This is a genomic window from Methylobacterium sp. (assembly GCF_019745455.1).
Taxonomy (GTDB): Bacteria; Pseudomonadota; Alphaproteobacteria; order Rhizobiales; family Beijerinckiaceae; genus Methylobacterium.
Genome location: NZ_JAIETD010000058.1, coordinates 35,903 through 58,541, shown reverse-complemented (window position 1 = coordinate 58,541; position 22,639 = coordinate 35,903). Strand labels below are relative to the sequence as shown.

General features: G+C 64.3%; 23 protein-coding genes and 1 pseudogene. 9 read left to right on the top strand and 15 right to left on the bottom strand.

Going from position 1 to position 22,639, the window contains the following annotated elements:
• Window position 1: 1 nt before the first annotated feature.
• From K2Y56_RS14195 to K2Y56_RS14170, 6 genes are all read right to left on the bottom strand, one after another.
• The gene (locus K2Y56_RS14195; protein WP_292508506.1) at window positions 2-1,246 is read right to left on the bottom strand and encodes a CpaE family protein; all 1,245 of its coding nucleotides are present in this window, start codon (window positions 1,244-1,246) and stop codon (window positions 2-4) included.
• Window positions 1,247-1,326: 80 nt separating this feature from the next.
• The gene (locus tag K2Y56_RS14190) at window positions 1,327-2,064 is read right to left on the bottom strand and encodes a CpaD family pilus assembly protein (RefSeq protein ID WP_292508504.1); all 738 of its coding nucleotides are present in this window, start codon (window positions 2,062-2,064) and stop codon (window positions 1,327-1,329) included.
• A gap of 41 nt (window positions 2,065-2,105) precedes the next feature.
• Window positions 2,106-3,587: a type II and III secretion system protein family protein gene (locus K2Y56_RS14185; protein ID WP_292508502.1), complete on the bottom strand. Its 1,482-nt coding sequence runs from the start codon at window positions 3,585-3,587 to the stop codon at window positions 2,106-2,108.
• A gap of 42 nt (window positions 3,588-3,629) precedes the next feature.
• Complete coding sequence (cpaB, locus tag K2Y56_RS14180; RefSeq protein WP_292508499.1) at window positions 3,630-4,430, bottom strand: Flp pilus assembly protein CpaB; 801 nt, start codon at window positions 4,428-4,430, stop codon at window positions 3,630-3,632.
• Between the two features lie 122 nt (window positions 4,431-4,552).
• Window positions 4,553-5,062 (bottom strand): prepilin peptidase, encoded by a 510-nt coding sequence (locus tag K2Y56_RS14175; RefSeq protein WP_292508496.1) that lies wholly within the window; start codon window positions 5,060-5,062, stop codon window positions 4,553-4,555.
• Between the two features lie 121 nt (window positions 5,063-5,183).
• The gene (locus tag K2Y56_RS14170; RefSeq protein WP_292508493.1) at window positions 5,184-5,360 is read right to left on the bottom strand and encodes a Flp family type IVb pilin; all 177 of its coding nucleotides are present in this window, start codon (window positions 5,358-5,360) and stop codon (window positions 5,184-5,186) included.
• A 465-nt stretch (window positions 5,361-5,825) separates the two neighbouring features.
• On the opposite strand from K2Y56_RS14170, the gene K2Y56_RS14165 reads away from it, so the two are divergent.
• The gene (locus K2Y56_RS14165) at window positions 5,826-6,257 is read left to right on the top strand and encodes a pilus assembly protein N-terminal domain-containing protein (RefSeq protein ID WP_292508579.1); all 432 of its coding nucleotides are present in this window, start codon (window positions 5,826-5,828) and stop codon (window positions 6,255-6,257) included.
• Between the two features lie 469 nt (window positions 6,258-6,726).
• Here the strand turns inward: K2Y56_RS14165 and K2Y56_RS14160 are convergent, their stop codons facing one another.
• A complete protein-coding gene (locus K2Y56_RS14160) occupies window positions 6,727-7,128 on the bottom strand; it encodes a TIGR02281 family clan AA aspartic protease (RefSeq protein ID WP_292508576.1) in 402 nt (133 codons plus the stop codon).
• A 443-nt stretch (window positions 7,129-7,571) separates the two neighbouring features.
• On the opposite strand from K2Y56_RS14160, the gene K2Y56_RS14155 reads away from it, so the two are divergent.
• The 5 genes from K2Y56_RS14155 (at window position 7,572) to ychF (ending at window position 10,779) form a co-directional block, all read left to right on the top strand.
• A complete protein-coding gene (locus K2Y56_RS14155) occupies window positions 7,572-8,261 on the top strand; it encodes a 50S ribosomal protein L25/general stress protein Ctc (protein WP_292508490.1) in 690 nt (229 codons plus the stop codon).
• A 94-nt stretch (window positions 8,262-8,355) separates the two neighbouring features.
• Entirely contained in the window at window positions 8,356-8,964 is a 609-nt protein-coding gene (pth, locus tag K2Y56_RS14150; protein WP_292508487.1) for an aminoacyl-tRNA hydrolase, read from the top strand.
• Between the two features lie 46 nt (window positions 8,965-9,010).
• A complete protein-coding gene (locus K2Y56_RS14145; protein WP_292508484.1) occupies window positions 9,011-9,238 on the top strand; it encodes a hypothetical protein in 228 nt (75 codons plus the stop codon).
• Window positions 9,231-9,677, top strand: coding sequence for a PIN domain-containing protein (locus K2Y56_RS14140; RefSeq protein ID WP_292508480.1), 447 nt, complete (start codon window positions 9,231-9,233; stop codon window positions 9,675-9,677). The genes K2Y56_RS14145 and K2Y56_RS14140 overlap by 8 nt, the downstream gene beginning before the upstream one ends.
• A 4-nt stretch (window positions 9,678-9,681) precedes the next feature.
• On the top strand, window positions 9,682-10,779 hold the full coding sequence (gene ychF, locus K2Y56_RS14135; protein WP_292508476.1) for a redox-regulated ATPase YchF: 1,098 nt from the start codon (window positions 9,682-9,684) through the stop codon (window positions 10,777-10,779).
• A 26-nt stretch (window positions 10,780-10,805) separates the two neighbouring features.
• Here the strand turns inward: ychF and K2Y56_RS14130 are convergent, their stop codons facing one another.
• Window positions 10,806-12,035, bottom strand: coding sequence for a GGDEF domain-containing protein (locus K2Y56_RS14130; protein ID WP_292508473.1), 1,230 nt, complete (start codon window positions 12,033-12,035; stop codon window positions 10,806-10,808).
• Window positions 12,036-12,139: 104 nt separating this feature from the next.
• Entirely contained in the window at window positions 12,140-12,913 is a 774-nt protein-coding gene (locus K2Y56_RS14125; protein ID WP_292508470.1) for an MOSC domain-containing protein, read from the bottom strand.
• A 214-nt stretch (window positions 12,914-13,127) separates the two neighbouring features.
• Between K2Y56_RS14125 and clpB the strand changes: the two genes are divergently transcribed.
• Window positions 13,128-15,758 carry an ATP-dependent chaperone ClpB gene (gene clpB / locus K2Y56_RS14120; RefSeq protein ID WP_292508467.1) on the top strand — a complete coding sequence of 877 codons (2,631 nt, stop codon included), beginning with the start codon at window positions 13,128-13,130 and terminating at the stop codon, window positions 15,756-15,758.
• 116 nt (window positions 15,759-15,874) lie between these two features.
• Window positions 15,875-17,314, top strand: coding sequence for a TIGR00366 family protein (locus tag K2Y56_RS14115; protein ID WP_292508463.1), 1,440 nt, complete (start codon window positions 15,875-15,877; stop codon window positions 17,312-17,314).
• A gap of 388 nt (window positions 17,315-17,702) precedes the next feature.
• Here the strand turns inward: K2Y56_RS14115 and K2Y56_RS14110 are convergent, their stop codons facing one another.
• The 6 genes from K2Y56_RS14110 to K2Y56_RS14085 form a co-directional block, all read right to left on the bottom strand.
• Window positions 17,703-18,074: a DUF423 domain-containing protein gene (locus K2Y56_RS14110; protein WP_292508572.1), complete on the bottom strand. Its 372-nt coding sequence runs from the start codon at window positions 18,072-18,074 to the stop codon at window positions 17,703-17,705.
• A gap of 2 nt (window positions 18,075-18,076) precedes the next feature.
• Window positions 18,077-18,727 carry a ribosome biogenesis GTP-binding protein YihA/YsxC gene (gene yihA, locus K2Y56_RS14105; RefSeq protein ID WP_292508460.1) on the bottom strand — a complete coding sequence of 217 codons (651 nt, stop codon included), beginning with the start codon at window positions 18,725-18,727 and terminating at the stop codon, window positions 18,077-18,079.
• A 98-nt stretch (window positions 18,728-18,825) separates the two neighbouring features.
• Window positions 18,826-20,679 (bottom strand): membrane protein insertase YidC, encoded by a 1,854-nt coding sequence (gene yidC, locus K2Y56_RS14100; RefSeq protein ID WP_292508457.1) that lies wholly within the window; start codon window positions 20,677-20,679, stop codon window positions 18,826-18,828.
• Complete coding sequence (gene rnpA, locus K2Y56_RS14095) at window positions 20,672-21,196, bottom strand: ribonuclease P protein component (RefSeq protein ID WP_292508455.1); 525 nt, start codon at window positions 21,194-21,196, stop codon at window positions 20,672-20,674. Before rnpA ends, yidC begins: the two co-directional genes overlap by 8 nt.
• 37 nt (window positions 21,197-21,233) lie before the next feature.
• Window positions 21,234-21,368: a 50S ribosomal protein L34 gene (gene rpmH / locus K2Y56_RS14090; RefSeq protein WP_292508452.1), complete on the bottom strand. Its 135-nt coding sequence runs from the start codon at window positions 21,366-21,368 to the stop codon at window positions 21,234-21,236.
• 492 nt (window positions 21,369-21,860) lie between these two features.
• Window positions 21,861-22,322: a phosphatidylserine decarboxylase gene (locus K2Y56_RS14085; protein WP_292508450.1), complete on the bottom strand. Its 462-nt coding sequence runs from the start codon at window positions 22,320-22,322 to the stop codon at window positions 21,861-21,863.
• Between K2Y56_RS14085 and K2Y56_RS14080 the strand changes: the two are divergent.
• Window positions 22,254-22,598 (top strand): annotated as a pseudogene (locus K2Y56_RS14080) (response regulator); the annotation flags it as partial. The gene K2Y56_RS14085 and the pseudogene K2Y56_RS14080 sit on opposite strands and share 69 nt — an antisense overlap.
• Window positions 22,599-22,639: the final 41 nt, after the last annotated feature.

The window sequence follows — 22,639 nt, the reverse complement described above, 5'->3', positions numbered from 1 at the left end:
ATTACGATGCCTTGCGCCGGCCGAGCTTCGACAGGAGTGGTTCGAGCAAGCTCAACCGCGTGCGCGGAGCTTCGATGCGCCCGGTCAACCGGCCGGCGAACTGGGTGAGGACCTCGGTCGCTTTGGCATGAGGTTGGATCTCGGAGATCATCTGTCCGTTATTGGCAGCCGTTCCGAAGAGGGCGGGGTCGAACGGAATGATCGCGTCCAGGGACGCGTCGAGGGCCTTCGCGAATTCCACAGAGCTGATCTCGGGGCGTTTCGGCACGCCGACACCATTGAGGACTATGCGCGGCGGCGTGTCGTGGGGGCGCCCCTGCTGAAGTAGCGTGAGCAGGTTCTTGGTGTTGCGAAGAGAGGCGAGCTCTGGCGCGGCGACGATGACGATCTCGTCGGACGAGATCAGGAGCCGGCGGGTCCAGGCCGACCATTGGTGTGGGGCGTCGAGAACGATGCAGGGTACCGTGGCGCGAAGCAGATCGATGAGGTGATCGAAGGCGGGTTCCGAAAGATCGGTGGTTCTATCGAGGACCGCTGGGGCTGAGAGGAGGCTGAGGTTGTCGCTGCATTTGGAAAGCAGTCGATCGAGGAGGTTCGTGTCGAGGCGCTCGGGAGCGAACACCGCCTCCGCGATCCCCTGAGGGGGGTCCTGGTTGAAGTCGAGGCCGGCGGTCCCGAAGGCGATGTCGAGGTCTGCGATCACCGTGGACGTGCCCTGGCCGCGCGCGATGGTCCAGGCGATGTTGTGGGCGATGGTGGAGGCGCCGACGCCGCCCTTGGCGCCGATCACGGTGATTGTCCGGCCCACGGGCTTTGCGCCCGGTGCCGAGAACAGGCCCGAGACGGCTTCGATCAGCGTAAGGGGGTCGACGGGCGCCATGAGGTACTCGCTGACGCCGCGCTGAAGGAACTGGCGGTACAGAAGCACGTCGTTGACGTGCCCGATGACGATGACCTTGGTGCCTTCGTCGCAGACCTCGGCGAGCGCATCAAGGCATTCCAGGGGCTTCGACTTCGCACCCTGCGTCTCAATGATGATGACGTTCGGTGTCGGGGCGTGCTTGTACGCCTCGACGGCGGCCAAGCCGCCGCCCATCTGGACCTTAGTATGGGCTTTCTGCATGCGACGATCGAGGCATGCGGTCTCAACCGTCGCCGCAGCCTCCTGCGTCTCGCAGAAAGCCTGGATCGTGATGCGCGGCACCGGGGCGATGATGCGCTCTGGCACTTCGTGCAGGTCCGCCATGGTCGCTGTTCCGCTTTTGGTTGCCGCGCGAGCGGTCGATTGGATGGGGCGGCTCCGGCTTTCCGGATCCTCCGCGGAACTCAGTTGCCGCCGACCTGCGACTTCACGCTCGTCTTCCCATCTTGATTCCATTGGGTTGACGGATCCTTGCCGTCGCGAAGCTTTATGATGTCCCCGGTGCGACGGACGGTATCGATGCGGCCGTCGGGCCGACCACGTACGAGGTCGACGGGATCGGCGATCTGGGCAGCGACGTTCGACTGGGTGGCACAGCCGAAGTTCCAGTGTGTTTCGTTTCGATTATCGACGACGGGATCGCTGACCCCGAGGTCGCGCGGCCAAGTCCCACACTGGGTTCCCACCTTGGCCTCCATCCGCTGGAAGCTGAGCCTCAGAGGCGCCGCCAAGGACGGGTCGGCAACCGCGTAGCCCGCTACCGCGATCTGCCGCGGAGCAACGCCGCCCTCGGCGGCAAGACGGCGAATCGTCGAGGCCGTGCGCTCGACGCCGGCACCCACGGCCGGAGACACGCCACGCGGCAGGTCGACTACCAGGACGCCTCGTCCGTACCGGCGGAATTCCAGGACAAAGGCGTCGACATCAGCCGCCTGGCGGGGATCGAGGTGACCCGTACCTGTCACGAAGACGTCCAGGCTGCGCTGGCTGTCCGTCAGCACGATCGGGTGGCGAGCCCGGTAATCGTGCGGATAGACCGATCCCGTGGTCGCGACACGCTCCGCACGGCATGCGCCGAGAAGTCCCGTCAGAGTAGTGATGGCTGCCAGCGCGGCTGCGGATTTCACGTATCGCAGAGTCATCGTTCCAAGATCCTGATAGCGCGAAGGGTCTGTGCGATCGTTCAGTCGGTGATGAAGCCGACGCGGCCGCGATAAGCTGGGCCGAGCGGGGCGGCGCCGGCAGGGCCGTAGAGCCGGTTGAAACGTCCGAGCAGGATGGCTTGGCTGTCCTGCGCATCGACGAAACCATCATCGGGCTTGCGGACCTGCTTCGGCTCCATCGGCTTGGCGATGTACGGAGTCACCATGATCATCAGCTCGGTCTCGTCGCGCTGGTAATCGCGAGAGCGGAAGAGCGCGCCGATGATCGGAAGATTGATAAGACCGGGAAGACCGGCGATCACGGCCTTGTTCTTTTGCTGGATGAGGCCCGCCGTCATCATCGTACCGCCCGAGGCGAGTTCCACCGTCGTCTCGGACTTCCGAACCGAAAAGCCCGGAACGGCGGTGGTCTGATCACTCCCTGATGTCGTGAAGTTGAAAGAATTCTGCTTGTCGATTTCGGAGACTTCGGTTGCGACTCGGATTGAGATTTTGTTTTCCGCGAGCACCACGGGTGTGAAACTCAAGCTTACTCCGTACGGCTTGAAAGTGATGCCGATGGTACAGATCCCGGCGCTGCAGTTCTGAGAGGCCGGCACTGGCAACTCGCCGCCTGCGGTGAACTTCGCGGCCTCGCCAGAGATCGCCGTCAAGGTCGGCTCGGCGAGGATACGCGAGACGCCGGCCTGTTCGAAGGCGCGGAGCGTGGCGGTCAAGCTCGCGCCTCCGGTGCCCGTGATCCTACCCTCCAGCAGGTTGCCGGAGGGAAACTGGGCGCCATTGAGACCGAGCGGTGCCGCGTTGCGGAGATCGAGTCCCGACCAACTGCCGCTCAGGTTCACTCCGAACTGCTTCAGCACCGAGCGCGACACCTCGACTACGGTCACGCGGAGCATGACCTGATCCTTGCCGCGGATCGTCAGGTTGTTCACGACCGTCCCGCGCGAGGCGCCGCCACCGCCACCTCCGATGCCGACGAAGGCATTGGCGATATCCATCGCCTGAGCTGCCTCCGCGGAAGAGGCGACCGATCCGGTCAGCAGTATCGAATCGCCGGCGGCGCGCACGTCGAAGCGTGATCCGGCAATGCTCTGGTTGAGGGTCTGGCGCAGAACGTTGAGGTCGCGGGTGACAGTGACGTCGAGTGCACTGATCTGCCGGCCCTCGGCGTCCATGATGAAGATCGAGGTCGCGCCGTTCTCCATGCCAATGATGAATACCTTGCGCGTCGAACGGACGACCGCATTGGCGACCTTCGGATTGGCGACGAATACTTCCTTGGCATCGCGCGGCAGGTCTATAATCAGCGATCGGCCGATCGTAAGATCGAGCTTGCGCGAGACGCCACCTTCGTCCGATCCAACGTCGAGGATTGGTGCCGCCGTCACACGGGAGTCCGGCCTCGCATGGGCCGGTGCCGAAGCACGCTCGACGACAATGGCCGCCGCCATTGTGACGGCTATGATACCGGCGCCGGTCGCGATCCGTGAAGGGGTGGTCATCGCCGATTCCTTTGTTTTCCTTGGCGAAGCGTCACTCATCGCTCAGCGCCTGGATTGTTGTTTGGCGACACCGAACCGCACCACCGTCACGGCGCCGTCGCTGCGCGAATCAGATGTTGCATCGGGTTCCGCCGCCCGTCCGGCGTCGGCCAGGCTGCGGAGGGACAGGGATAGGGATCCGACCTTCTGCGCCAAGGTGACGACCTCAGCCTGAGCAGGGGTCAATGCCAGGGTCGCGGTTTCGCCAGTGACAACGGCGGCCCCGTTCTTCTCCTGGACGATCTGACCAACCGCGAGCACACGCACATCGGTCAGCAGCGTCTCGGATGTCTGGCTGTCGGTGGAGCGAGAGGTGTCCTCGTCTCGGAACGTGCGGATGAGGTCGACGTGATCGTTCGGCAGGATGAAGTTGCCGGCCGAACTGGACCCACGCGTATCGATCGTGATCGCCACCGCCCTCATGCCAGCCGGCAGGATCGCTGCCATGAAGCCACCATCGGGCTTCGCCAGCTTCTGAGATCTCACGGGCTCACCGGGCAGAAAGGCCGACCGGACCACCGATCCGGCGATCTCCTCGAGACCTTTCGGCGATGCGGTTCGGGTGATGTAGCCTGCGGTGATCGCCTGATCGGGCCAGGGCTGCCAGCGCAGGTCGGCCACGCGGATCGTCTGCCCCATCGGCAGCTCTGCGGCAGCGACCAGAACGTCGGTGACGGGTACCGCGGGCGGAGGTGCCATGGCGACCGGACTGGGCGGCGGAGCTTCGCCGTCGCTCATCAGATAGACGGCAGCACAACCTGTGAGGATCGCGATCCCGAGGACGGCTAGGCGCGCTGGTTTCATGGCCGAGCTTCAACCAAACATGACGGCGGGATGCCGTTGGTCAGGAGAATGGCCTGGACTTCCTCAAATTACGGTTAACATTTAGTTGGTTGCCGCACGCCGGGCCTGAACCATAGAGGCGTTCAGCTGCCTAGGCCGCGTGACCAGATTGATGTTTCCGGCAATACCAAGAGCGCTGCCAAAGCGAGCGCGATGCCATAGGGTACGCCGGTCCTGTCGTCGTGAAGGCGGCAGGCAAACGGAAGACGTCCGATCGAAGCTGGCAGCACCGGCTGAGCGCGAGCGACGATGATCATCAGCGTGAGCAATCCACCAAGCGCAGAAGCCGTCAGGGCGTAAGCAACAAGGTGGTCAAAGCCCATCCAAAGGGCGGTCGCTGACGCAAGCTTTGCGTCACCTCCTCCGATAAGTCGAAGAGAGAACATCAGGAACGTTACGCAGAGCGTTGCCGCACCTGCCCCGACATGGGAAGCGATCTCCGGCAGGCCCAGACCGGCGGCTGCCGCAACGGCGGCGAAGGCCGCTGTCAGTGCGAGGGAGATCCGATTGGGAATAAGCATGGTGAGGAGGTCGTTCGCAGCGGCGTAAGCCATCAGGAACGGAAAGAGAAGCAGGAGGCCGAGGCTTGCCATTGGTCGTCACCTGTTCGTCTGCGTGGACGTGAAAGCGCCCGACCAATGAGGCCGGGTAGCAATTCGTCGCCCTGCATGGCGCGCCGGGCGCCTTCGAATGCGACCCGGCGCGTTAAGGCCACTACGGAACGGTGGTGCCGATCTTGGTGGCAATGGCAGTGAACTTGCTGCTGAGATTGCTGCCGAGCGTCGTCGCTCCTGCGATGAGAACAACGGCGATCAGGGCAGCGATTAGGCCGTACTCGATGGCGGTGGCGCCGGACTCGTCGGCGGCGAAGCGCTTGAAGATGTTGGTCATGATGGGTTCCCCTGGAGACGATCTACGATCTGTCCTCGAAGACCGTCGCGGCTCATTCGGTGACGTATTCAGATTGGCAGGGGCCCCTTGCGATTAGGTTAAATCGGCCTTCGAAACCGGCTTCTGCCGGTAGGGATGTTTCTAGGGTAAAATTGCGCTTAAACTCTTCAGCGAATAACGACGGGCATGCCGTCTCTTTAGAGCGGCACCGATGTCTGCTGATTCGATGGTCTCATTCGCCGTCCTGTTCCTAGCTTAGCGCTTCATTCACCATTCTGCCGTTTGATAGGAAGGCGCCACCGATCGGCGGCCGAAACGTCGCGCCTTCATCGGCACGGTGCCTGAGGCCAAGGGACGGTGCGTCGGCACCTAGCCGATCATCGATCCTAGACGCTCGAGTCGCCTAACATGTCCGACCGGACCACTTGTTCTGCACGACGCATGATCTTCGCAGCCGGCGCCGTGATGATGGCAGCAATTGCCCCCTGTCGTGCCGTGGAGGCGACGACGCCAGTGGTGGCCGTCACTGTGGACAACGCCAAGGTGATCCGGCTGCCGGAGAAAACCCGCACGGTCATCGTCGGCAATCCGATCATCGCCGATGTCTCGCTGCAGAAGAACGGCGTCCTCATCCTCACGGGCAAGAGCTTCGGGGTCACGAACCTCATCGCTCTGGACGGCGCGGGCGAGATGCTGGCGGAATCCATGATCAGCGTCCAGGCGCCGCAAGCCTCGGTGGTGATGGTCCAACGCGGGCTCGAACGGGAATCCTATTCCTGCACGCCCAATTGCCAGCCGTCGGTCCAACTCGGCGACTCGGTCAAGTATTTCGGTGAGGTCAGCGGTCAAGCCGATAGCCGCCGCAGCCTGGCAACTGGCGCATCAGGCGGAAAATAGCGCTGAGAGGCCGCCAAGCAGGCCCAAAACGGTCATCTTGTCTGATGTCACGCGCCGGACCGGAAGGTGCTCGCGCAAAGCTGCGTCGACACTTCAGGAGACTACAGAAAACCGCGCCGCAGAAGTCCGACGGTCCGAGTGACTAGGAACTGGCTCGAGAAACCCCGTCGGCAACAATATCGCGCCTCAATCCAAGCTCCTTCCAGGTTCGTGGACGAGCATGTCGATCCCTTAGCCCGGCACCTGCACTCCAATCACGTTGATCTCCCAAGAGGGAGCCAACCCCATCTATCTTCCCCGAACGACGACACCTCGACCGGCGTAAAATGCTCGAAAGCGACGGTGTTTTGGCGGGGCGGGTCCTGCGACTCGGCGACTTCGGATCACCCTTCCTGACGATTCAACCGCCGATGTCGGCCATATCGGAAGGATCGGCCGAGGGGATACCCGAGGTGTTCGACGTTCTGCCTCAGCCGCGCAGAGTCAGGCGCCCGCGCGCCATGCCGACGTCGCTGAGGCGGCGCAAGAAGGACATGCCGAGTAGGCTCGTGCTCAATCGGCCTCTCGGAACTACAACCGCTTCGACGTCGCGCACGGTGATCGTCCCGATACGGATGACGGGTATGCGTACCGGCGCTACGGCGACGACGCCGTTTGCCGTTTGCGTCCTGGCGGTGAAATCGCGTTCCGAGACGCGGATGCCGGCGCGTTCGGCATCTTCCTGGGAGAAAGCACAGAGGGTCGCACCTGTATCGACAAGCATGGACAGCCGGCTCCCGTCGACAGTCACCTCAGTCAGGAAATGACCTTGGGCGTTAGCTTCGAGAACCAGGGTGTTGGGGAGAGTCCCCGACGGTTGGCTGGCTTCCATCAGAATGGGAGTTGGGCTCGGCGAAGGGCGGCGATCGAGTCTCTCGACGAGACCAACACCCCAAACAGCCGCCACCGCGGATATGCCGAGCGCCCAGAAGACCGGCCGAGTCATCATTGCTCCTGCCCAAAAGAATTCCTTCAAGAAGCATCGACAAGATGAAGATCGGACTACGTCGATCCTCGACCGATCGGCCTTGCGCTGGAAATCATTCGTAATGGTTTCGAGGATCTCGCCTGAACCGTTGCGATCTCGCGACACCTTCGGCCGACGACGTCGGTCGTTGCGCCGATGGCGACGAGGGGCTATACGGCACACACGCGTCCGCCAGACACCCTTGGAGGCACGGGCGCGCTCACTGGGATCGGTGCTGGGCCGTCCGTTTCGGGCGGCCTTCGTCGTTTCCTCATCACATGATCACGTTCTAAATCAAGGATCACGCCATGAGCGCCGTTAAGCCGCTTGAGGCCGTGGCACGCGACCGGGTCGGCAAGGGGGCCGCCCGGGCCGTTCGTCGCCAGGGCCAAGTTCCCGCCGTCATCTACGGCGGCGGCCAGGCCCCGCAGGCCATCGCCATCGACCTCGTCCGCACCCGCACCCTGATCTACGCCGGCGGCTTCAAGACGACGCTGTTCGAGATCAATGCCGGCGGCAAGAAGACCCGCGCGATCCCGCGCGACTTCCAGCTCGACCCGGTCAACGGCGTTCCGCTGCATGTCGACTTCCTGCGCGTCGTCGCCGGCCAGACCCTGACGGTCGAGGTGCCCGTACATTTCGTCAACGAAGACGCGGCACCGGGAATCAAGCAGAAGGGCGGCACACTCAACGTCGTACTTCACACGCTCTCACTCGATGTTCCGGGCGACGCCATCCCGGATTCGATCGAGGTCGACCTGACCGGTCTCGACATCGGCGACACGATCCATATCGAGTCGGTCAAGCTGCCCGCCAACGCCACCTTCACCGGAGAGCCCGAAGCAGCGGTCGCCAACATCGTGCCGCCGACCGTGCTCGGCGCCGAGGTCGAGGCTGAGGAAGCTGCGGTTGCAGAGGCTCAGGCCAGCGAAGCCGCCGAGGAGAAGGCCGAGGGCGAGGCCGAAGAGGCTGCCGAGGGCGAGAAGAAAGCGGATTGAGGCGAGGGGTTTTCAACCCCGTCTCGTTCCATTCGACAGGTGCTCCGGCCGCAGGGTCGGGGCACCTTTTCTTTGATGCCATGGAGCGTTCGCCATGCGTCTGATCGTCGGCCTGGGCAATCCAGGCTCGCGCTACGCGAAGAACCGCCACAATATCGGCTTCCTCGCCCTCGACGAGATCGCAACCGCGCATCGCGCAGGTCCATGGCGGCGCAAGTTCCAGGGCGAGATCGCCGAAGCGACCCTCGGTCCGGAACGTGTGATCCTGCTCAAGCCCCAGACCTTCATGAACGAATCCGGCCGGTCGGTCGCGGAGGCGCAGCGCTTCCATAAGATCGCGCTCGCCGATGTGATCGTGCTGCACGACGAACTCGACCTGGTGCCGGCCAAGGTCAGATTGAAACTCGGCGGCGGAAATGCCGGTCATAACGGCTTGCGTTCGATCACCGCTCAATGCGGCAACGACTTTCGGCGCGTCCGCATCGGCATCGGTCATCCGGGCGACAAGGCGCTTGTCCACGCTTACGTCCTCAACGATTTCGGCAAGTCGGAACAGCCCTGGGTCCAGGATCTCTGCCGTGCCGTCGCCGACCACGCCGAACTGTTGGCGACCGGCGACGACGCGAGCTTTCAGAATAAGGTCCACCTCGCCATGGCTGCTCGCGGCTGGGACGACGTCAAGGCGCTCGGGCGGCCTGATTGACACGAAAACACGAGGACACGATACGTGAAGGCTCTGGAGCCTTTTGATGAAGAACGTCACCGTGACGATGGACGAGAGCCTTTTGCAGCGCGCGCGGGTTGCCGCCGCACGCGATGGGAAAAGCCTGTCGCGTTTCGTCGCCGAGGCCGTCGAACAGCGGGTGGGCAGACCGTTGACCCAGCGCGAGGCTCTCGACCGCTTCTTGGCCGGTCCGCTGATGAACCTGACCGATGAGAGCGGGAAAGCGCCGTCACGTGACGAACTCTATGAATGACGCGGTCTTCATCGACACGAACGTGCTCATCTATCTTCGCGATAACCGAAATGCCGATAAGCGGGAGCGCGCTCGCAATTGGCTCACCGCCATCAGCGATGCAGGCCTTGCGCGCACCAACCTGCAGGTTCTCAACGAGCTGACGCGCTGGATTCTCAAGAACGAGCCGGGTCGGCCACTCGTCGAGGTGCAGGACGAGGTCCAGGTCATCGGTGCTTGGGGTGCTCGCCCGACCGACCAAGACGATACCGAACTTGCCTGGGTCGTTCGCCAGGCACATGGCTACCAATGGTTCGACTGCCTTTTGCTTGCTGCCGCCATCCTGGCCGGGTGCCGCTATTTCCTCACCGAGGACATGGCGCACGGCGCTACCTTCGAGGGGCTCACCCTCGTCAACCCCTTTTGCATGTCGCCGGACGACGTGCTGCGACGGAACTGATCCCATGGGCTTCAAATGCGGCATCGTCGGCCTGCCGAACGTCGGCAAGTCGACCCTCTTCAACGCGCTGACGCAGACGGCGGCGGCGCAGGCGGCGAATTACCCGTTCTGCACAATCGAGCCGAATGTCGGCGAAGTCGGCGTGCCCGACTCGCGTCTCGACGATCTTGCGAAGATCGCCTCCTCGAAGGAAATCATCCCGACGCGGCTCACTTTCGTGGACATCGCCGGCCTCGTGCGTGGCGCCTCGAAAGGGGAGGGGCTCGGCAACCAGTTCCTCGCCAACATCCGCGAGGTCGACGCCATCGCCCATGTGGTGCGGTGCTTCACCGACGGCGACGTGACCCATGTCGAGGGCAAGGTCGATCCGGCCGCCGACATCGAGACGATCGAGACCGAGCTGATGCTGGCCGACCTCGACAGCCTGGAGAAGCGCGTCGTCGCCCTGGAGAAGAAGGCCAAGACCGCCGACAAGGAGGCGAAGGAGATGCTCGATCTCGTTCAGCGCTCCCTGCCGCTCTTGCGCGAGGGTAAGCCTGCGCGACTTGTGGAGCGGAAGGCGGACGAAGAGAAGCTTTTCCAGTCCCTCGGGCTGATGACGGCCAAACCCGTCCTCTATGTCTGCAACGTCGACGAGGCCGATGCCGACAAGGGCAATTCATATTCGGACGCGGTCATGGCGCGCGCCAAGGAAGAGGGCGCAAAGGCGGTCGTCGTCTCAGCCAAGATCGAGAGCGAGATAGCCGTGATGCCTCCGGCCGATCAGGCCGATTTCCTCGAAGCGGTCGGTCTTGCCGAGCCGGGCCTCAATCGCGTGATACGTGCCGGCTACGAGCTCCTCGGGCTCATCACCTATTTCACCGTTGGACCCAAGGAGGCCCGCGCCTGGACCATTGAGAAGGGCACTCGCGCACCGGCGGCGGCCGGAGTGATCCACTCGGATTTCGAGAAGGGCTTCATCCGAGCCGAAACGATCGCTTTCAGTGATTACACCGCGCTCAAGGGTGAGGGCGGAGCCCGCGATGCCGGCAAGCTGCGGCTCGAAGGCAAAGAGTACGTTGTTCAGGACGGCGACGTCCTGCACTTCCGTTTCGCCAATTGAGGATCTCCGCGACGCCGTGATACGCCTCAAATCGCCAGACGGAGTTGAAGCGGCGCAGTTGTCGGTTCATCCGTATCCTCGGTACGGGAGCACACTCGATTGCGCCCCTGTGCTTTAGCGCTGTAGAGGGCCCTATCGGCATCCGCGATTAGCGATTGCGGCGTCGAACCGTGGACCGGAATCCCAGACGCGGCGCCGATGCTCACCGTCACGGTTTCACCAGACGGCCCGGCCGACAAGCGAGCGTCGGCCACGGCCGAGCGTATCCGCTCTGCAACGAGGATCGCTTCAGGCAGTGTCGCCGCCGCCAGCAGGATTAGAAATTCCTCGCCGCCAAAGCGATAGACTTGCCCATCTCCGTCGCGCAGACAGGCTGCCAATAATCCGGCGACCCGTGTCAGGCAGAGGTCGCCCTCCTGATGTCCGTTGGTGTCGTTAAACCGTTTGAAATGGTCGATATCCAGGAGCAACACCGCTACCGAGCGATCGGCTCCCGCCATGTCTCGACGCGTCGCCGAAAGCAGGGCGAGATCGAGCGCGCGACGATTGCCGACTCCCGTCAGCGCGTCTTTCAGGCTCGTGATCTGGAGTTCGTCATTACGCAGGCGATCTCGTAGCCGCAGCAAGTATCCCATCCGTTGCTCGGACTCGAGGTGATAGGCGCCTACCAAGGAGAATACGATCACGCCCAGCACCAGGGAAATCGACGTATTGACCCGGTCCATGGACAGCCCCTCGAAACCGGCAAGGCAGATTCCGTAGATCGCGGCCATCACGAAACTGGCCGGAAGGACATACCAGAACCGTATACGTTGCATGAGGATCGAGAACAGGACCACCAGAATGATAGTCAAGAGGATGATTTCTCGATCCGGAGCTCGGGTCGAAGAGGTCACCCAGCCGATCGTCAGCGCGAGGATGACCACCGATATGGACTCGAGTGTTTCGCGTACCCATACCGGCGGATGCCGCGCTAAGATCAAGTTTGCTCCTATCATGAGAGGTGTCATGATTGCGAAATGAACGAACAGATCGAGATCGAACACGTCACGGATTGAACGATAATCTGTAATCAAGAATGCATGATAGACGAAAAGACCGATATAGTTAAGCCTGATCATCAAACGACAACGTTCGCCGCCGATATCATGCTCGAATTGCGTCTCGATGGCGCGCTCGAACTTCAGCCATCTGAACCCATCGTTGATCTGACGCTCTACAACGCCGATACCGATTGGATTGCGTTTTGAATACATCGTCAAATCCGCGACTCTTGGCGAGACGATGACAGACGGCCTTTAATAAATGACAATTCTTGTGCTGCGGCGGGAAGACCCAGGCGGACATTCAGAACCTTTGGTCATGTCGGCCCAAAAGTCAGTCTGTCGCCAATCGCTGCACGCCCCCCTTCGAGCACCTCGGCATAGACGCCGCAATCGGCGTGACCGAGATGGGCATGGAGCGTGCGCGGGATGGAGAGGTCTCGGATGCCCGTGGCGGGGTCGACGTTTGTGGCAGCGCACCGTACCGTGCGCGAGATGATCCGCAGGCGCAGGCCGTCGGCTCCGGCGAGGATGCGGTCGACGAGGTCGAGCTCGGCCCAGGGTTCGAGCCCGGTGACGTAGAGATTGGCCCGGAAGCGCAAGGGGTCGACGGCGGCGCCGGTCATGCCTTCAAGGGCCGTCACGCTGGCCAGATTGACGAGGGACACGTAGCCCCGAGGCGAATCCGTGAACCGATAGCCGGAGGGCGCCGTGAGCAGGCGAGGCTCCCCGCGCAGCGAATCGGCCATGTAGCTCTTCAGAAAACCCTCCACACTCCGGCATCCTTCGGGACTCGCAAGGTCGGCCTCGACCGCCAACGCGCCCTCGTGCCGGATGGTCAGCACACCGGCGGCCTCGTCGAAGCGGGTATCGAGGCGGGCGAGGGCCTCGTCACGCATCAGCATCAGGTACTTGATCTTGGGCTGATGCCGAGGCTGCAGCGGGTCGAAGCCGGAAGGGCCGTTCTCGATGGCGAAGAGGCGGTCGCCCGGAAAATAATCGTTCGGCGTCAGCGCCGCCTCGCGGATCGTTTCCGGGCTCAGGCCCTTCACGGGGTAGCGGTAGAGGGTGTCGAGGGTCAGGGTCGTCATGGGTTCAGCCTGACCGTGAAATCGCGGGTTCTGCAAGTCCTCGACGATCGAAGGCCGCGACCCCTTGTGGTGCGAATTTACAACACCACATCTCGGTCACCGGCGGCCGGCATGGCGCCGGGGTCACTCGCGGCAAAGGCCGGAGGACGACACCTTGACCAGTTCGGCGCTGCCAGAGGCGGGCGGGACGGGTCGAAGAGGGGAAGCACTGCGCATGAATGCTGAAATCTATACCGAACGCGCCCGCGGCTTCATCCAGGCCGCCCAGAGCCTCGCCATGCGCGAGGGCCACCCGCAATTCCAGCCCGGCCACCTGCTCAAGGTCCTTCTCGACGACCCAGAAGGGCTCTGCGCCGGCCTGATCGACCGCGCCGGCGGCCAGTCCCGCGTGGCGTTGGCCCAGACTGAGCAATGGCTCGACAAGCAGCCCAAGGTCTCCGGCAATGCCGCGCAGCCGCAGGCGACGCGCGACCTGTTGCGCCTGTTCGATACCGCCGAGAAGGCCGCCGCGAAGGCCGGCGATTCCTACGTCACCGTCGAGCGGCTGCTGCTCGCGCTCGCCGTCGAGAAGGACACGGAGGCCGGGCGTACCCTCGCGGCTGCCGGCGTCACGCCGAACTCGCTCAACGCCGCCATCAACGCCCTGCGCAAGGGCCGCACCGCCGACAATGCGACGGCCGAAAACGCCTACGACGCGCTCAAGAAATACGCTCGGGACCTCACCGAGGCGGCCCGCGAGGGCAAGCTCGATCCGGTCATCGGCCGCGACGAGGAGATCCGCCGGACGATCCAGGTCCTGTCCCGGCGCACCAAGAACAATCCGGTTCTCATCGGCGAACCCGGAGTCGGCAAGACCGCGATCATCGAGGGTCTGGCGCTGCGCATCGTCAACGGCGACGTGCCGGAATCGCTTCGCGAGAAGAGCCTGCTCGCCCTCGACATGGGCTCCCTGATCGCAGGCGCGAAGTATCGCGGCGAGTTCGAGGAGCGGCTGAAGGGCGTGCTCTCCGAGGTCACCGCCGCGGCCGGCGGCATCATCCTGTTCATCGACGAGATGCATACGCTCGTGGGTGCCGGCAAGGCGGACGGGGCAATGGACGCCTCGAACCTGCTCAAGCCCGCGCTCGCACGCGGCGAGCTGCATTGCGTCGGGGCGACGACTCTCGACGAGTACCGCAAGCATGTCGAGAAGGACGCGGCCCTCGCCCGCCGCTTCCAGCCCGTCTTCGTGTCGGAGCCCACCGTGGAGGACACGGTCTCGATCCTACGCGGCATCAAGGAGAAGTACGAGCAGCATCACGGAGTGCGCATCCAGGATGCGGCTTTGGTGGCGGCGGCGACTCTGTCGAACCGCTACATCACCGACCGCTTCCTGCCCGACAAGGCCATCGACCTCATGGACGAGGCCGGCTCGCGGCTTCGGATGCAGGTCGATTCGAAGCCCGAGGAGCTCGACAACGTCGACCGCGAGATCGTCCGGCTCAAGATCGAGGGCGAGGCACTGAAGAAGGAGACCGATTCCGCCTCGCGCGACCGTCTCGCGAGGCTGGAGCGCGAACTCGCCGACCTCGAGGAGAAATCCTCGGCGATTACCGCGCGCTGGAAGGCCGAGAAGGACAAGCTCGGCGCCGCGGCCGAGCTCAAGAAGAAGCTCGACGAGGCGCGCAACGAGCTCGCCGGTGCCCAGAGGCAGGGCCAGTACCAGCGTGCCGGCGAGCTCGCCTACGGAGTGATCCCGGGCCTCGAGCGGCAGCTCGCCGAGATCGAGGCCAAGGCCGAAGGCGCGGCCGCCCGCGACGGCATGGTCGAGGAAGCCGTGACGCCCTCCCATATCGCCGGTGTCGTCTCGCGCTGGACCGGCGTGCCCGTCGACAAGATGCTGGAGGGCGAGCGGGAAAAGCTGCTCGCCATGGAGACGGCTTTGGGCAAGCGCGTCGTCGGCCAGCGCGAGGCGGTGGAGGCGGTTGCGACCGCCGTGCGCCGTGCACGTGCCGGCCTGCAGGACCCGAACCGGCCGACCGGCTCGTTCATGTTCCTCGGGCCGACGGGTGTCGGCAAGACGGAGCTGACCAAGGCACTGGCCGGCTTCCTGTTCGACGACGAGACGGCCCTCGTGCGCATCGACATGTCGGAATACATGGAGAAGCACTCGGTCGCCCGGCTCATCGGCGCGCCTCCCGGCTATGTCGGCTATGAGGAGGGCGGTGCCCTGACCGAAGCGGTGCGGCGCCGGCCCTATCAGGTCGTTCTGTTCGACGAGATCGAGAAGGCGCATCCGGACGTGTTCAACGTCCTCCTGCAGGTGCTCGACGAAGGGCGTCTGACGGACGGGCAGGGGCGCACGGTCGACTTCCGCAACACGCTGCTGATCATGACCTCCAATCTCGGGGCCGAGTACCTCGTCAACCAGCGCGAGGGTGAGGATACCGACGCCGTGCGCGACGAGGTCATGGCGATGGTGCGGGGGCATTTCCGGCCGGAATTCCTGAACCGGATCGACGAGATCATCCTGTTCCACCGCCTCAGGCGGTCCGAGATGGGCGCGATCGTCGAGATCCAGCTCGGCCGGCTGCAGAACCTCCTCGAGGAGCGCAAGATCACGCTGTCGGTGGAGCCCGACGCCCGCGACTGGCTCGCCGACAAGGGCTATGACCCGGCCTATGGCGCGCGCCCCTTGAAGCGCGTGATCCAGAAGACCATCCAGGACCCGCTGGCGCAGCAGATCCTGGAGGGCGTGCTCCATGACGGTGAGACCGTGGCCATCCGGCTCGGGCCCGCCGGCCTGATGGTGGGCGACCGCGTCGTCGCGGAGACCAAGCGGCCGTCCGGAACCCTGCTGAACTGAGCGGAGCCATGACACGGCGGCGCGGGCGCCCCTCGAAAGGTGCTTGAGCGCTGCCGAACTTTGAGCGACATCCCTCTGGCGTCGGCGGAACGCGGCCGGCGCCAGAGGGAGACGTCATGCCATCGCCAGAACCGCTCCGGAAAGAGCCGGCGACCGACGGAGCGCTCGCGCTCCTCGGCATCCGCTTCACGGCATGGGCCGAGCGGTGGTTCCCCGATGCCTTCATTTTCGTGGCGATCGCGGTGGTCGTCGTCGCGCTCGGGGCTCTCGCCAACGGGGCCTCAGCGATGGCGGTGGCCAAGACCTTCGGGGACGGGTTCTGGAGCCTGATCCCCTTCACCATGCAGATGGCTTTCGTCACGATTGGCGGCTACGTCGTGGCGACGGCGCCCCCCGTGCAGGCGCTGATCGACAGATTGGCACAGGTGCCGAAGACCGGCCGCAGCGCGGTCGGCCTCGTGGCCGCGGCAACCATGCTGTCCTCGTTCCTGAGCTGGGGCCTGAGCCTGATCTTCGGCGGCCTTCTCGCGAGGGCGCTTGCACGCCGCGAGGACCTGCGCATGGATTACCGGGCGGCGGGTGCCGCAGCCTATCTCGGCCTCGGCGCCACCTGGGCGATGGGCCTGTCCTCCTCGGCCGCCCAGCTCCAGGCAAACCCGAAGAGCCTGCCGCCGAGCCTTCTGCCGATCACCGGCGTGATCCCGTTCAGCGAGACCATCTTCCTATGGCAGTCGATGTTCGTGGCCCTGGTGCTGTTCGTGATCTCGGTGGTGATCGCGGTGGCCTCTGCCCCGGCCCCTTCCACGGCGGTGACCGCACAGGATCTCGGCCTCGACGTTTCGCGGGAGGAGCAGACACTGGAGCGGCCCGCCCAGCCGGGCGAGTGGCTCGAACATTGGCCGGTCCTGACGATCCTCCTCGTCGTGCTGGCCGGCGGCTGGATCGTTCAGGAATTCGCGCGCCAATCCTGGATCACCGCGATCTCCAATCTCAACACCTACAACCTGCTGTTCCTCACCCTCGGCCTCCTGCTGCACTGGCGCCCCAGGCGTTTCCTGAACGCCGTCACCAGGGCCGTGCCGGCCACCGCAGGAGTGCTGATCCAGTTCCCGCTCTATGCGGCGATCAGCGCGATGCTGACAGGGGCGAAGAACGCGGGCGGCACCTCGGTCTCGGACCTCATCACCCACGCTTTCGTCAGCCTGAACACCACGGGCAGCTTCCCGATTTCGATGGGCGTGTACTCGGCGGTGCTCGGCTTCTTCGTGCCCTCCGGCGGCGGCAAGTGGCTGCTGGAAGCGCCCTACGTCATGCAGGCGGCAAACGAGCTCAAGGTCCATCTCGGCTGGGCCGTGATGATCTACAACGCGGCCGAGGCGCTGCCGAACCTCATCAACCCGTTCTGGATGCTGCCGCTTCTCGGCATCCTCGGCCTTAAGGCGCGAGACATCGTCGGTTTCAGCTTCCTCCAGATGCTGATCCACCTGCCCGTGGTGCTGTTCCTGCTCTGGGCCCTCGCCTTCACGCTGACCTACCACCCGCCGGTGATGCCGTAGGCGGCTAGGGTGATAGGGGTCCGCAGGTTTTCTAAGCTTCGGATCGTTCCTTTTGCAGGTAACGATCGATCGACGCCTCATGCAAACGGACTGCTACATATCCGATTGTGACGACGATGATCGGCATGATGACGAAGGCGAAAATCGCAAGGCCGTTCATGGCAGGAGCCTTTTCGAGGTATGCCGTGCCATAAGATGTAGGAAGATGGCTGCCGAAAGCCAACCGAGCACGCCGAATGCCAGGATGTAGGGGTCAAGGACGGTCTACAGGTTGCCTAGATTGTAGACTTACGCAGCAATCGGCGTCGCGATGCCGACGGTGAAGCAGGAGTTGCGGCCGTGTTGAGAGCAGTGGCCAGCAGCGTCGTCCGCTCGTTCTGGATCTTGTTCACACCCGCACTCTGACAAAGGCCGTCGCCGCGGCGATGAGCCAGCCCAGCATCAGCACGATGCCGCCCGCCGGCGCCGCCATCGGGAAGAGCGAGGTCGCCGCCAGGGCCCGCAAGGCGAGGTCGCCGCAGAATAGGGCGAGGCCGATCAGGATGGCGGCTCCCGACACGCGAGTCAGCCCGCGGTGGACCGCGCCCGTCGCGATCAGCGCCGCAAGTCCGATCAGAACCGGCGCGTGAAACAGCAGGAACTGTGCGGCGGTCTTGAGCGAGTCGGTTCCGCCGCCATGGGCTGCGGCGGCGCTCGCCAGGACGCCGAGCAGGCCGGCGAGGGCTCCGAGCGCCAGGATGAGGCGGTCGGGGAGGGCCAGCCTCATGCGCCGCGCTCCGCGAGCAGTCGCGCCACGCTGGCGCGCAGTTCCGGCACGCCGCTATCGTCGCGGCTCGATGTGATCAGGATCTCCGGATAGGCGGCCGGGCGCTTGGCTAGGGCGGCCTGCGTCGAGGCGATGCGCGCTGCGATCTCGGATTTCTTGAGGGCGTCGCCCTTGGTCAGCACGATCTGGTAGCTCACCGCTGCCTTGTCGAGGCCGTCGAGCACGTCGGTGTCGATGCTCTTCAGGCCATGCCGGCTGTCGATCAGCATGAAGACCCGCGCAAGGTTGGCTCTGCCCTTGAGGTAATCGTGGATCAGGTCGGTCCAGGCCTCGACCTTGGCCTTCTCGACCTTGGCGTAGCCGTAGCCGGGCATGTCCACGAGTGTGAGCCGCCCGCCGATATCGAAGAAGTTGAGCTGCTGAGTGCGGCCCGGTGTGTGGGAGGTCCGCGCCAGGGTGTTTCGCCCGGTCAAGGCGTTCACGAGACTCGATTTGCCTACGTTGGAGCGGCCGGCGAATGCGATCTCGACGCCCTTCATCGGCGGGAGCGCCTCCACCGTGGGGGCGGATGAAAGGAAGTCGGCATTGCCGGCAAACAGCAGGCGGCCGGCCTCCAGCAGGGCCGCATCGTCTTCGGCTTGGGACATCCGCTCTCCAGTTGATCGGCTCGGGCTTGGGGTATCCCCCTGACCCTTCGGCCAGAGAGACGAGCGCGGCTCGCCGGATCGACCGGGCGATGCGCCGCTCAGCCCTTGGCCGCCGGCACCTTTTCGACCGGCTTCTTCTTGAACATCCCGCTCAGGTTGTCCCATAGTTCCACCTTCACGCCGTTCTGGCGCATGATCACGTATTGCTGGATCACCGAGAGGGTGTTGTTCCAGGCCCAGTAGATCACGAGGCCGGCGGGGAACGAGCCCAGCATGAAGGTGAACACGATCGGCATGAAGGTGAAGATCTGCGCCTGGACCGGGTCCGGCGGCGCGGGGTTCATCTTCATCTGGATGAACATCGTGATGCCCATGAGGATGGGCCAGATGCCGAGGTGTACGAAGTCCGGCGCCGCGAAGGGGAGCAGACCGAACAGGTTGAGAAGGCTCGTCGGATCGGGCGCGGCGAGATCCTGGATCCACCCGAAGAACGGCGCATGCCGCATCTCGATGGTGATGAACAGGACCTTGTAGAGGGCGAAGAAGACCGGGATCTGGATCAGGACCGGCCAGCAGCCGGCGACCGGGTTGATCTTCTCCTTCTTGTACAACTCCATCATCGCCTGTTGCTGCTTCATCTTGTCGTCGCCGTAGCGCTCGCGGATGGCGAGCATCTCCGGTTGCACGGCCTTCATCTTGGCCATGGACTTGTACGACTTGTTGGCGATCGGCAGGAACAGGATCTTCAACAGCAAGGTCACGACCAGGATCGAGACGCCGAAATTGCCGAAGAGATGGAAGAAGAAGTCGAGAGCCCGGAACATCGGCTTGGTGATGAAGTGGAACCAGCCCCAGTCGATCATCAGATCGAACTGCTTGATGCCGAGATCCTTCTCGTAGGTGGTGATCGAATTGACTTCCTTGGCGCCGGCGAACAGGCGCTGCGTCGCGCCGATCGTGGCGCCGGGGGCGACGTTGCGGCCATCGCCGCGCACGCTCGCCTGGTAGACCTTGGTCGCGCCGTCGGTGCGCTCGGTGAAGGCACCGGTATAGGCCTCGCCCTGGTCGGGGATGGCCGCAGCGGCCCAGTACTTGTCGGTGATGCCGACGAAGCCGCCAGTCACGTTCGCCCAGGCCTTGCCCTTGGTGGCGGGACCGCCATAGGCCGGTTCCTTGGCGAGGTGGTCGTAGGTGTATTCCTGCAGGCCGTCACCACCGAGGACGCCGATCAGGCCCTCGTGCAGCACGTAATAGCCCTGGGTCGTCGGCTTACCCCAGCGAGAGACCAGGCTGTAGGGATAGAGCGTGACGGCGGCGCTGCCCTTGTTCTCGACCTCGTCGCGCACCGTGAACATGAACTTGTCGTCGACCGCGAGGACGCGCTTGAAAACGAGGCCGGCGCCGTTGTCGAAGGTCAGGGTCAGGGGCGTGCCCGGAGACAGCACGGTGCCGTCCGCGGTCCAGACGGTCTCGCCGTTGGGCAGAGGGCCGGCATTCTGCCCGACCCAGCCGAACTCGGCGAAATAGGGGTTGGCGCTGCCGGTAGGCGAGAGCAGCACGATCCGGGGGCTCTTGTCGTCGACGGTCTCGTGGTAGCCCTTCAGCGACACGTCGTCGATCCGGCCGCCCTTAAGGGCCACCGATCCGGCGAGGGCCGGCGTGTCGATCCGGATGCGCGGCGAACGGGCCAGCGCCCCCTCACGGGATTCGATCGCCTGTCCCGGACCAGCAAGGGTCCCGGGTATCGGCGAAGACGGCTGGCCTTCCTTCGGTGCAGGCGTCGGGATGCCGTCGGCTCCGGCGGTGGTCCGACCCTGCTGGGCGGCCTTCTCCTGAAGGGCGGCCTGGCGCTGCTGTTCGACTCGCGGCGCGGCGATGAAGTAATTCCAGCCGAGCAGGACCGCCAGCGACAGGGCGATCGCGACGATCATGTTCGTCTTGTCATTACCCATCGGTCGATCCGTCACACGAATTGGCGGGGGAGGGAGGTCTGGCAACACCGCAAAGGGCTTTGGCAGCGCGCGGCGGTCGCTTTTGCGTGGCGGCCTCGCCGCGCGGCTTCGTCACCGCGTCCACGGCGCGCCGTAGATCCTGGACGAGGTCGTCAAAGGGCGCGTGGAGGCTCGGACGACGGACAACGAGGACGACGTCGGCGGCTAAACCGGGCAGATCGCTGGCTGCCCTTGCGATGACGCTACGAAGACGCCGCTTGATCCGGCTGCGTTCGGTCGCATGTCCCACCCGCTTCGTGACAGTCAGACCGATACGAAGACCGTGCGGCAGCGTGCCCGGGCGCAAGAGCCCCTGCGCCGTCAATCTCTCGGTGTGAAAGCGCCGGCCGCCTGCGGCAGCGAGAAAGTCGGCACGTCGCGTCAGGCGTTCGACCGTCGGCACTGTCCGCTCGACCACACCGTTGCGGGGATCACCGCCAGCGCGCGGCTCGCGCGACGGGCCATCGGTCCTGTCCATATCGCAGGCATCGCGGTGACGCGACGCCAAGAAGCGATCAGGCAGAAAGCTTCTTGCGGCTGTGCGAGCGACGGGCAGCGATGACCTTACGGCCGCCGGCAGTCGCCATGCGCGCGCGGAAGCCATGGCGACGCTTGCGAACGAGCTTGCTGGGTTGATAGGTTCTTTTCATCGCGCGTTCTCCGAAAGAACAGATCCGGTGCGGCGGACCGTCAGGCCACGCGCGACATCCTCGAACTGCTCAAGAATCTGTCTGCAAGCGCGAACAGCGCCCAGAAGGGCGCGGCATCGCGATGGCGCGGCTTATGGCCGACAGGGGGGTTCAAGTCAATGCGATTTCGGCCGTGGCGGCCTCCCCAGAGAAGGCTCCGCTTTTCTCGGCGAAGGCGGCCACGGGAGAGGAATCTCTGGCTATTAACTCGACCTTAACCATGATCGGGAAGGGTGCCCATGCGTCCAGTGACTTGGACGTGGAGCCGAATTTCGATCTGCTCGCTCGATGCCTCCTATCGACTCATTCCATGCCGCCTCGAAAGGGCGGCATTTTTTGTCGCCGGCGCGTTCGGCCACTGGAAAGCGTCGCGCTCGCTCTAAACTATCGCGTCGAGGAGCGCCGAGCCCATAGCCCAGGACCCGCTCAGCCGGCACCTCCGGACGTGAGGCGTCAGTTCCCGAAGCGTGTGGCCATTGGCTGGCCAGGGCGCACGAAGATCTCCATGCCTTGGGGCGTGTGGGCCAGGATATCGTCGGCAGGCTGCCCAGCGCCCTGCTCGCCGAAGACGGCAACGGGCGAGCCGCCGAGCTTGAAGACTGACTTCTGCGCTCCGCGCGCGAAAGGTTCATCCAGCAGGTGGCGCTCGGCGATGCGGCCGACGGTCGCCCCGCCGAACGCGACGAAGTCGAGTCCGCTTCGATGCTGCGTCTCCAGCACGTTCACCTGCCGCTCGTTGCGAACGTAGATGTCCGGCTTGTTCTGAACGGCCGGCCCGGTCAGTGTCCACGGGGTGCGTCCGAGCCGCTCATGATCGACGGTCCGACCGTCGTCCGGATAATGGACGTGATGGTCGACGACGAGCCGACGGCGTGCAAGCTGGTCACGGAGGTCCTGGAGGATCTCGGCTACCACCAGGTCGAGGCCCCGGACGGGCCGACGGGGCTCGAGGTCCTGCGAGCGGACGCGCGTTTGGACCTTCTGGTCACCGATGTCGGGTGGCCTTGGGCCATGAACGGACCCCCGTTCACCGATGCCGGAAGGAGTGTCCGGCCTGGGGTGAAGGTCCTCTTCATCACCGGCTACGCCTCGAAGGCCTTGATCGGTAGCGGCCGGCGCGAGCCGGGGAAGCATGTGGTGACGAAGCCCTTCGCGATTGAAGTCCTCGCCGATCGCATCGTCGCGTTGGTAAGGAGGACCGAACCAGAGCCCGGAGAGTCCTTTGGGGCCGC

Coding starts and splice junctions, on each gene's coding strand:
- K2Y56_RS14160 (WP_292508576.1), bottom strand. CDS start 7,128: ATGGAAGCCAGCCAACCGTCGGGGACTCTCCCCAACACCCTGGTTCTC.
- K2Y56_RS14125 (WP_292508470.1), bottom strand. CDS start 12,913: ATGACGACCCTGACCCTCGACACCCTCTACCGCTACCCCGTGAAGGGC.
- K2Y56_RS14165 (WP_292508579.1), top strand. CDS start 5,826: ATGATGGCAGCAATTGCCCCCTGTCGTGCCGTGGAGGCGACGACGCCA.
- K2Y56_RS14170 (WP_292508493.1), bottom strand. CDS start 5,360: ATGACCAACATCTTCAAGCGCTTCGCCGCCGACGAGTCCGGCGCCACC.
- K2Y56_RS14145 (WP_292508484.1), top strand. CDS start 9,011: ATGAAGAACGTCACCGTGACGATGGACGAGAGCCTTTTGCAGCGCGCG.
- K2Y56_RS14195 (WP_292508506.1), bottom strand. CDS start 1,246: ATGGCGGACCTGCACGAAGTGCCAGAGCGCATCATCGCCCCGGTGCCG.
- rpmH (WP_292508452.1), bottom strand. CDS start 21,368: ATGAAAAGAACCTATCAACCCAGCAAGCTCGTTCGCAAGCGTCGCCAT.
- yihA (WP_292508460.1), bottom strand. CDS start 18,727: ATGTCCCAAGCCGAAGACGATGCGGCCCTGCTGGAGGCCGGCCGCCTG.
- pth (WP_292508487.1), top strand. CDS start 8,356: ATGCGTCTGATCGTCGGCCTGGGCAATCCAGGCTCGCGCTACGCGAAG.
- rnpA (WP_292508455.1), bottom strand. CDS start 21,196: ATGGACAGGACCGATGGCCCGTCGCGCGAGCCGCGCGCTGGCGGTGAT.
- yidC (WP_292508457.1), bottom strand. CDS start 20,679: ATGGGTAATGACAAGACGAACATGATCGTCGCGATCGCCCTGTCGCTG.
- K2Y56_RS14130 (WP_292508473.1), bottom strand. CDS start 12,035: ATGTATTCAAAACGCAATCCAATCGGTATCGGCGTTGTAGAGCGTCAG.
- K2Y56_RS14140 (WP_292508480.1), top strand. CDS start 9,231: ATGAATGACGCGGTCTTCATCGACACGAACGTGCTCATCTATCTTCGC.
- K2Y56_RS14190 (WP_292508504.1), bottom strand. CDS start 2,064: ATGACTCTGCGATACGTGAAATCCGCAGCCGCGCTGGCAGCCATCACT.
- ychF (WP_292508476.1), top strand. CDS start 9,682: ATGGGCTTCAAATGCGGCATCGTCGGCCTGCCGAACGTCGGCAAGTCG.
- clpB (WP_292508467.1), top strand. CDS start 13,128: ATGAATGCTGAAATCTATACCGAACGCGCCCGCGGCTTCATCCAGGCC.
- K2Y56_RS14155 (WP_292508490.1), top strand. CDS start 7,572: ATGAGCGCCGTTAAGCCGCTTGAGGCCGTGGCACGCGACCGGGTCGGC.
- cpaB (WP_292508499.1), bottom strand. CDS start 4,430: ATGAAACCAGCGCGCCTAGCCGTCCTCGGGATCGCGATCCTCACAGGT.
- K2Y56_RS14115 (WP_292508463.1), top strand. CDS start 15,875: ATGCCATCGCCAGAACCGCTCCGGAAAGAGCCGGCGACCGACGGAGCG.
- K2Y56_RS14175 (WP_292508496.1), bottom strand. CDS start 5,062: ATGGCAAGCCTCGGCCTCCTGCTTCTCTTTCCGTTCCTGATGGCTTAC.
- K2Y56_RS14185 (WP_292508502.1), bottom strand. CDS start 3,587: ATGACCACCCCTTCACGGATCGCGACCGGCGCCGGTATCATAGCCGTC.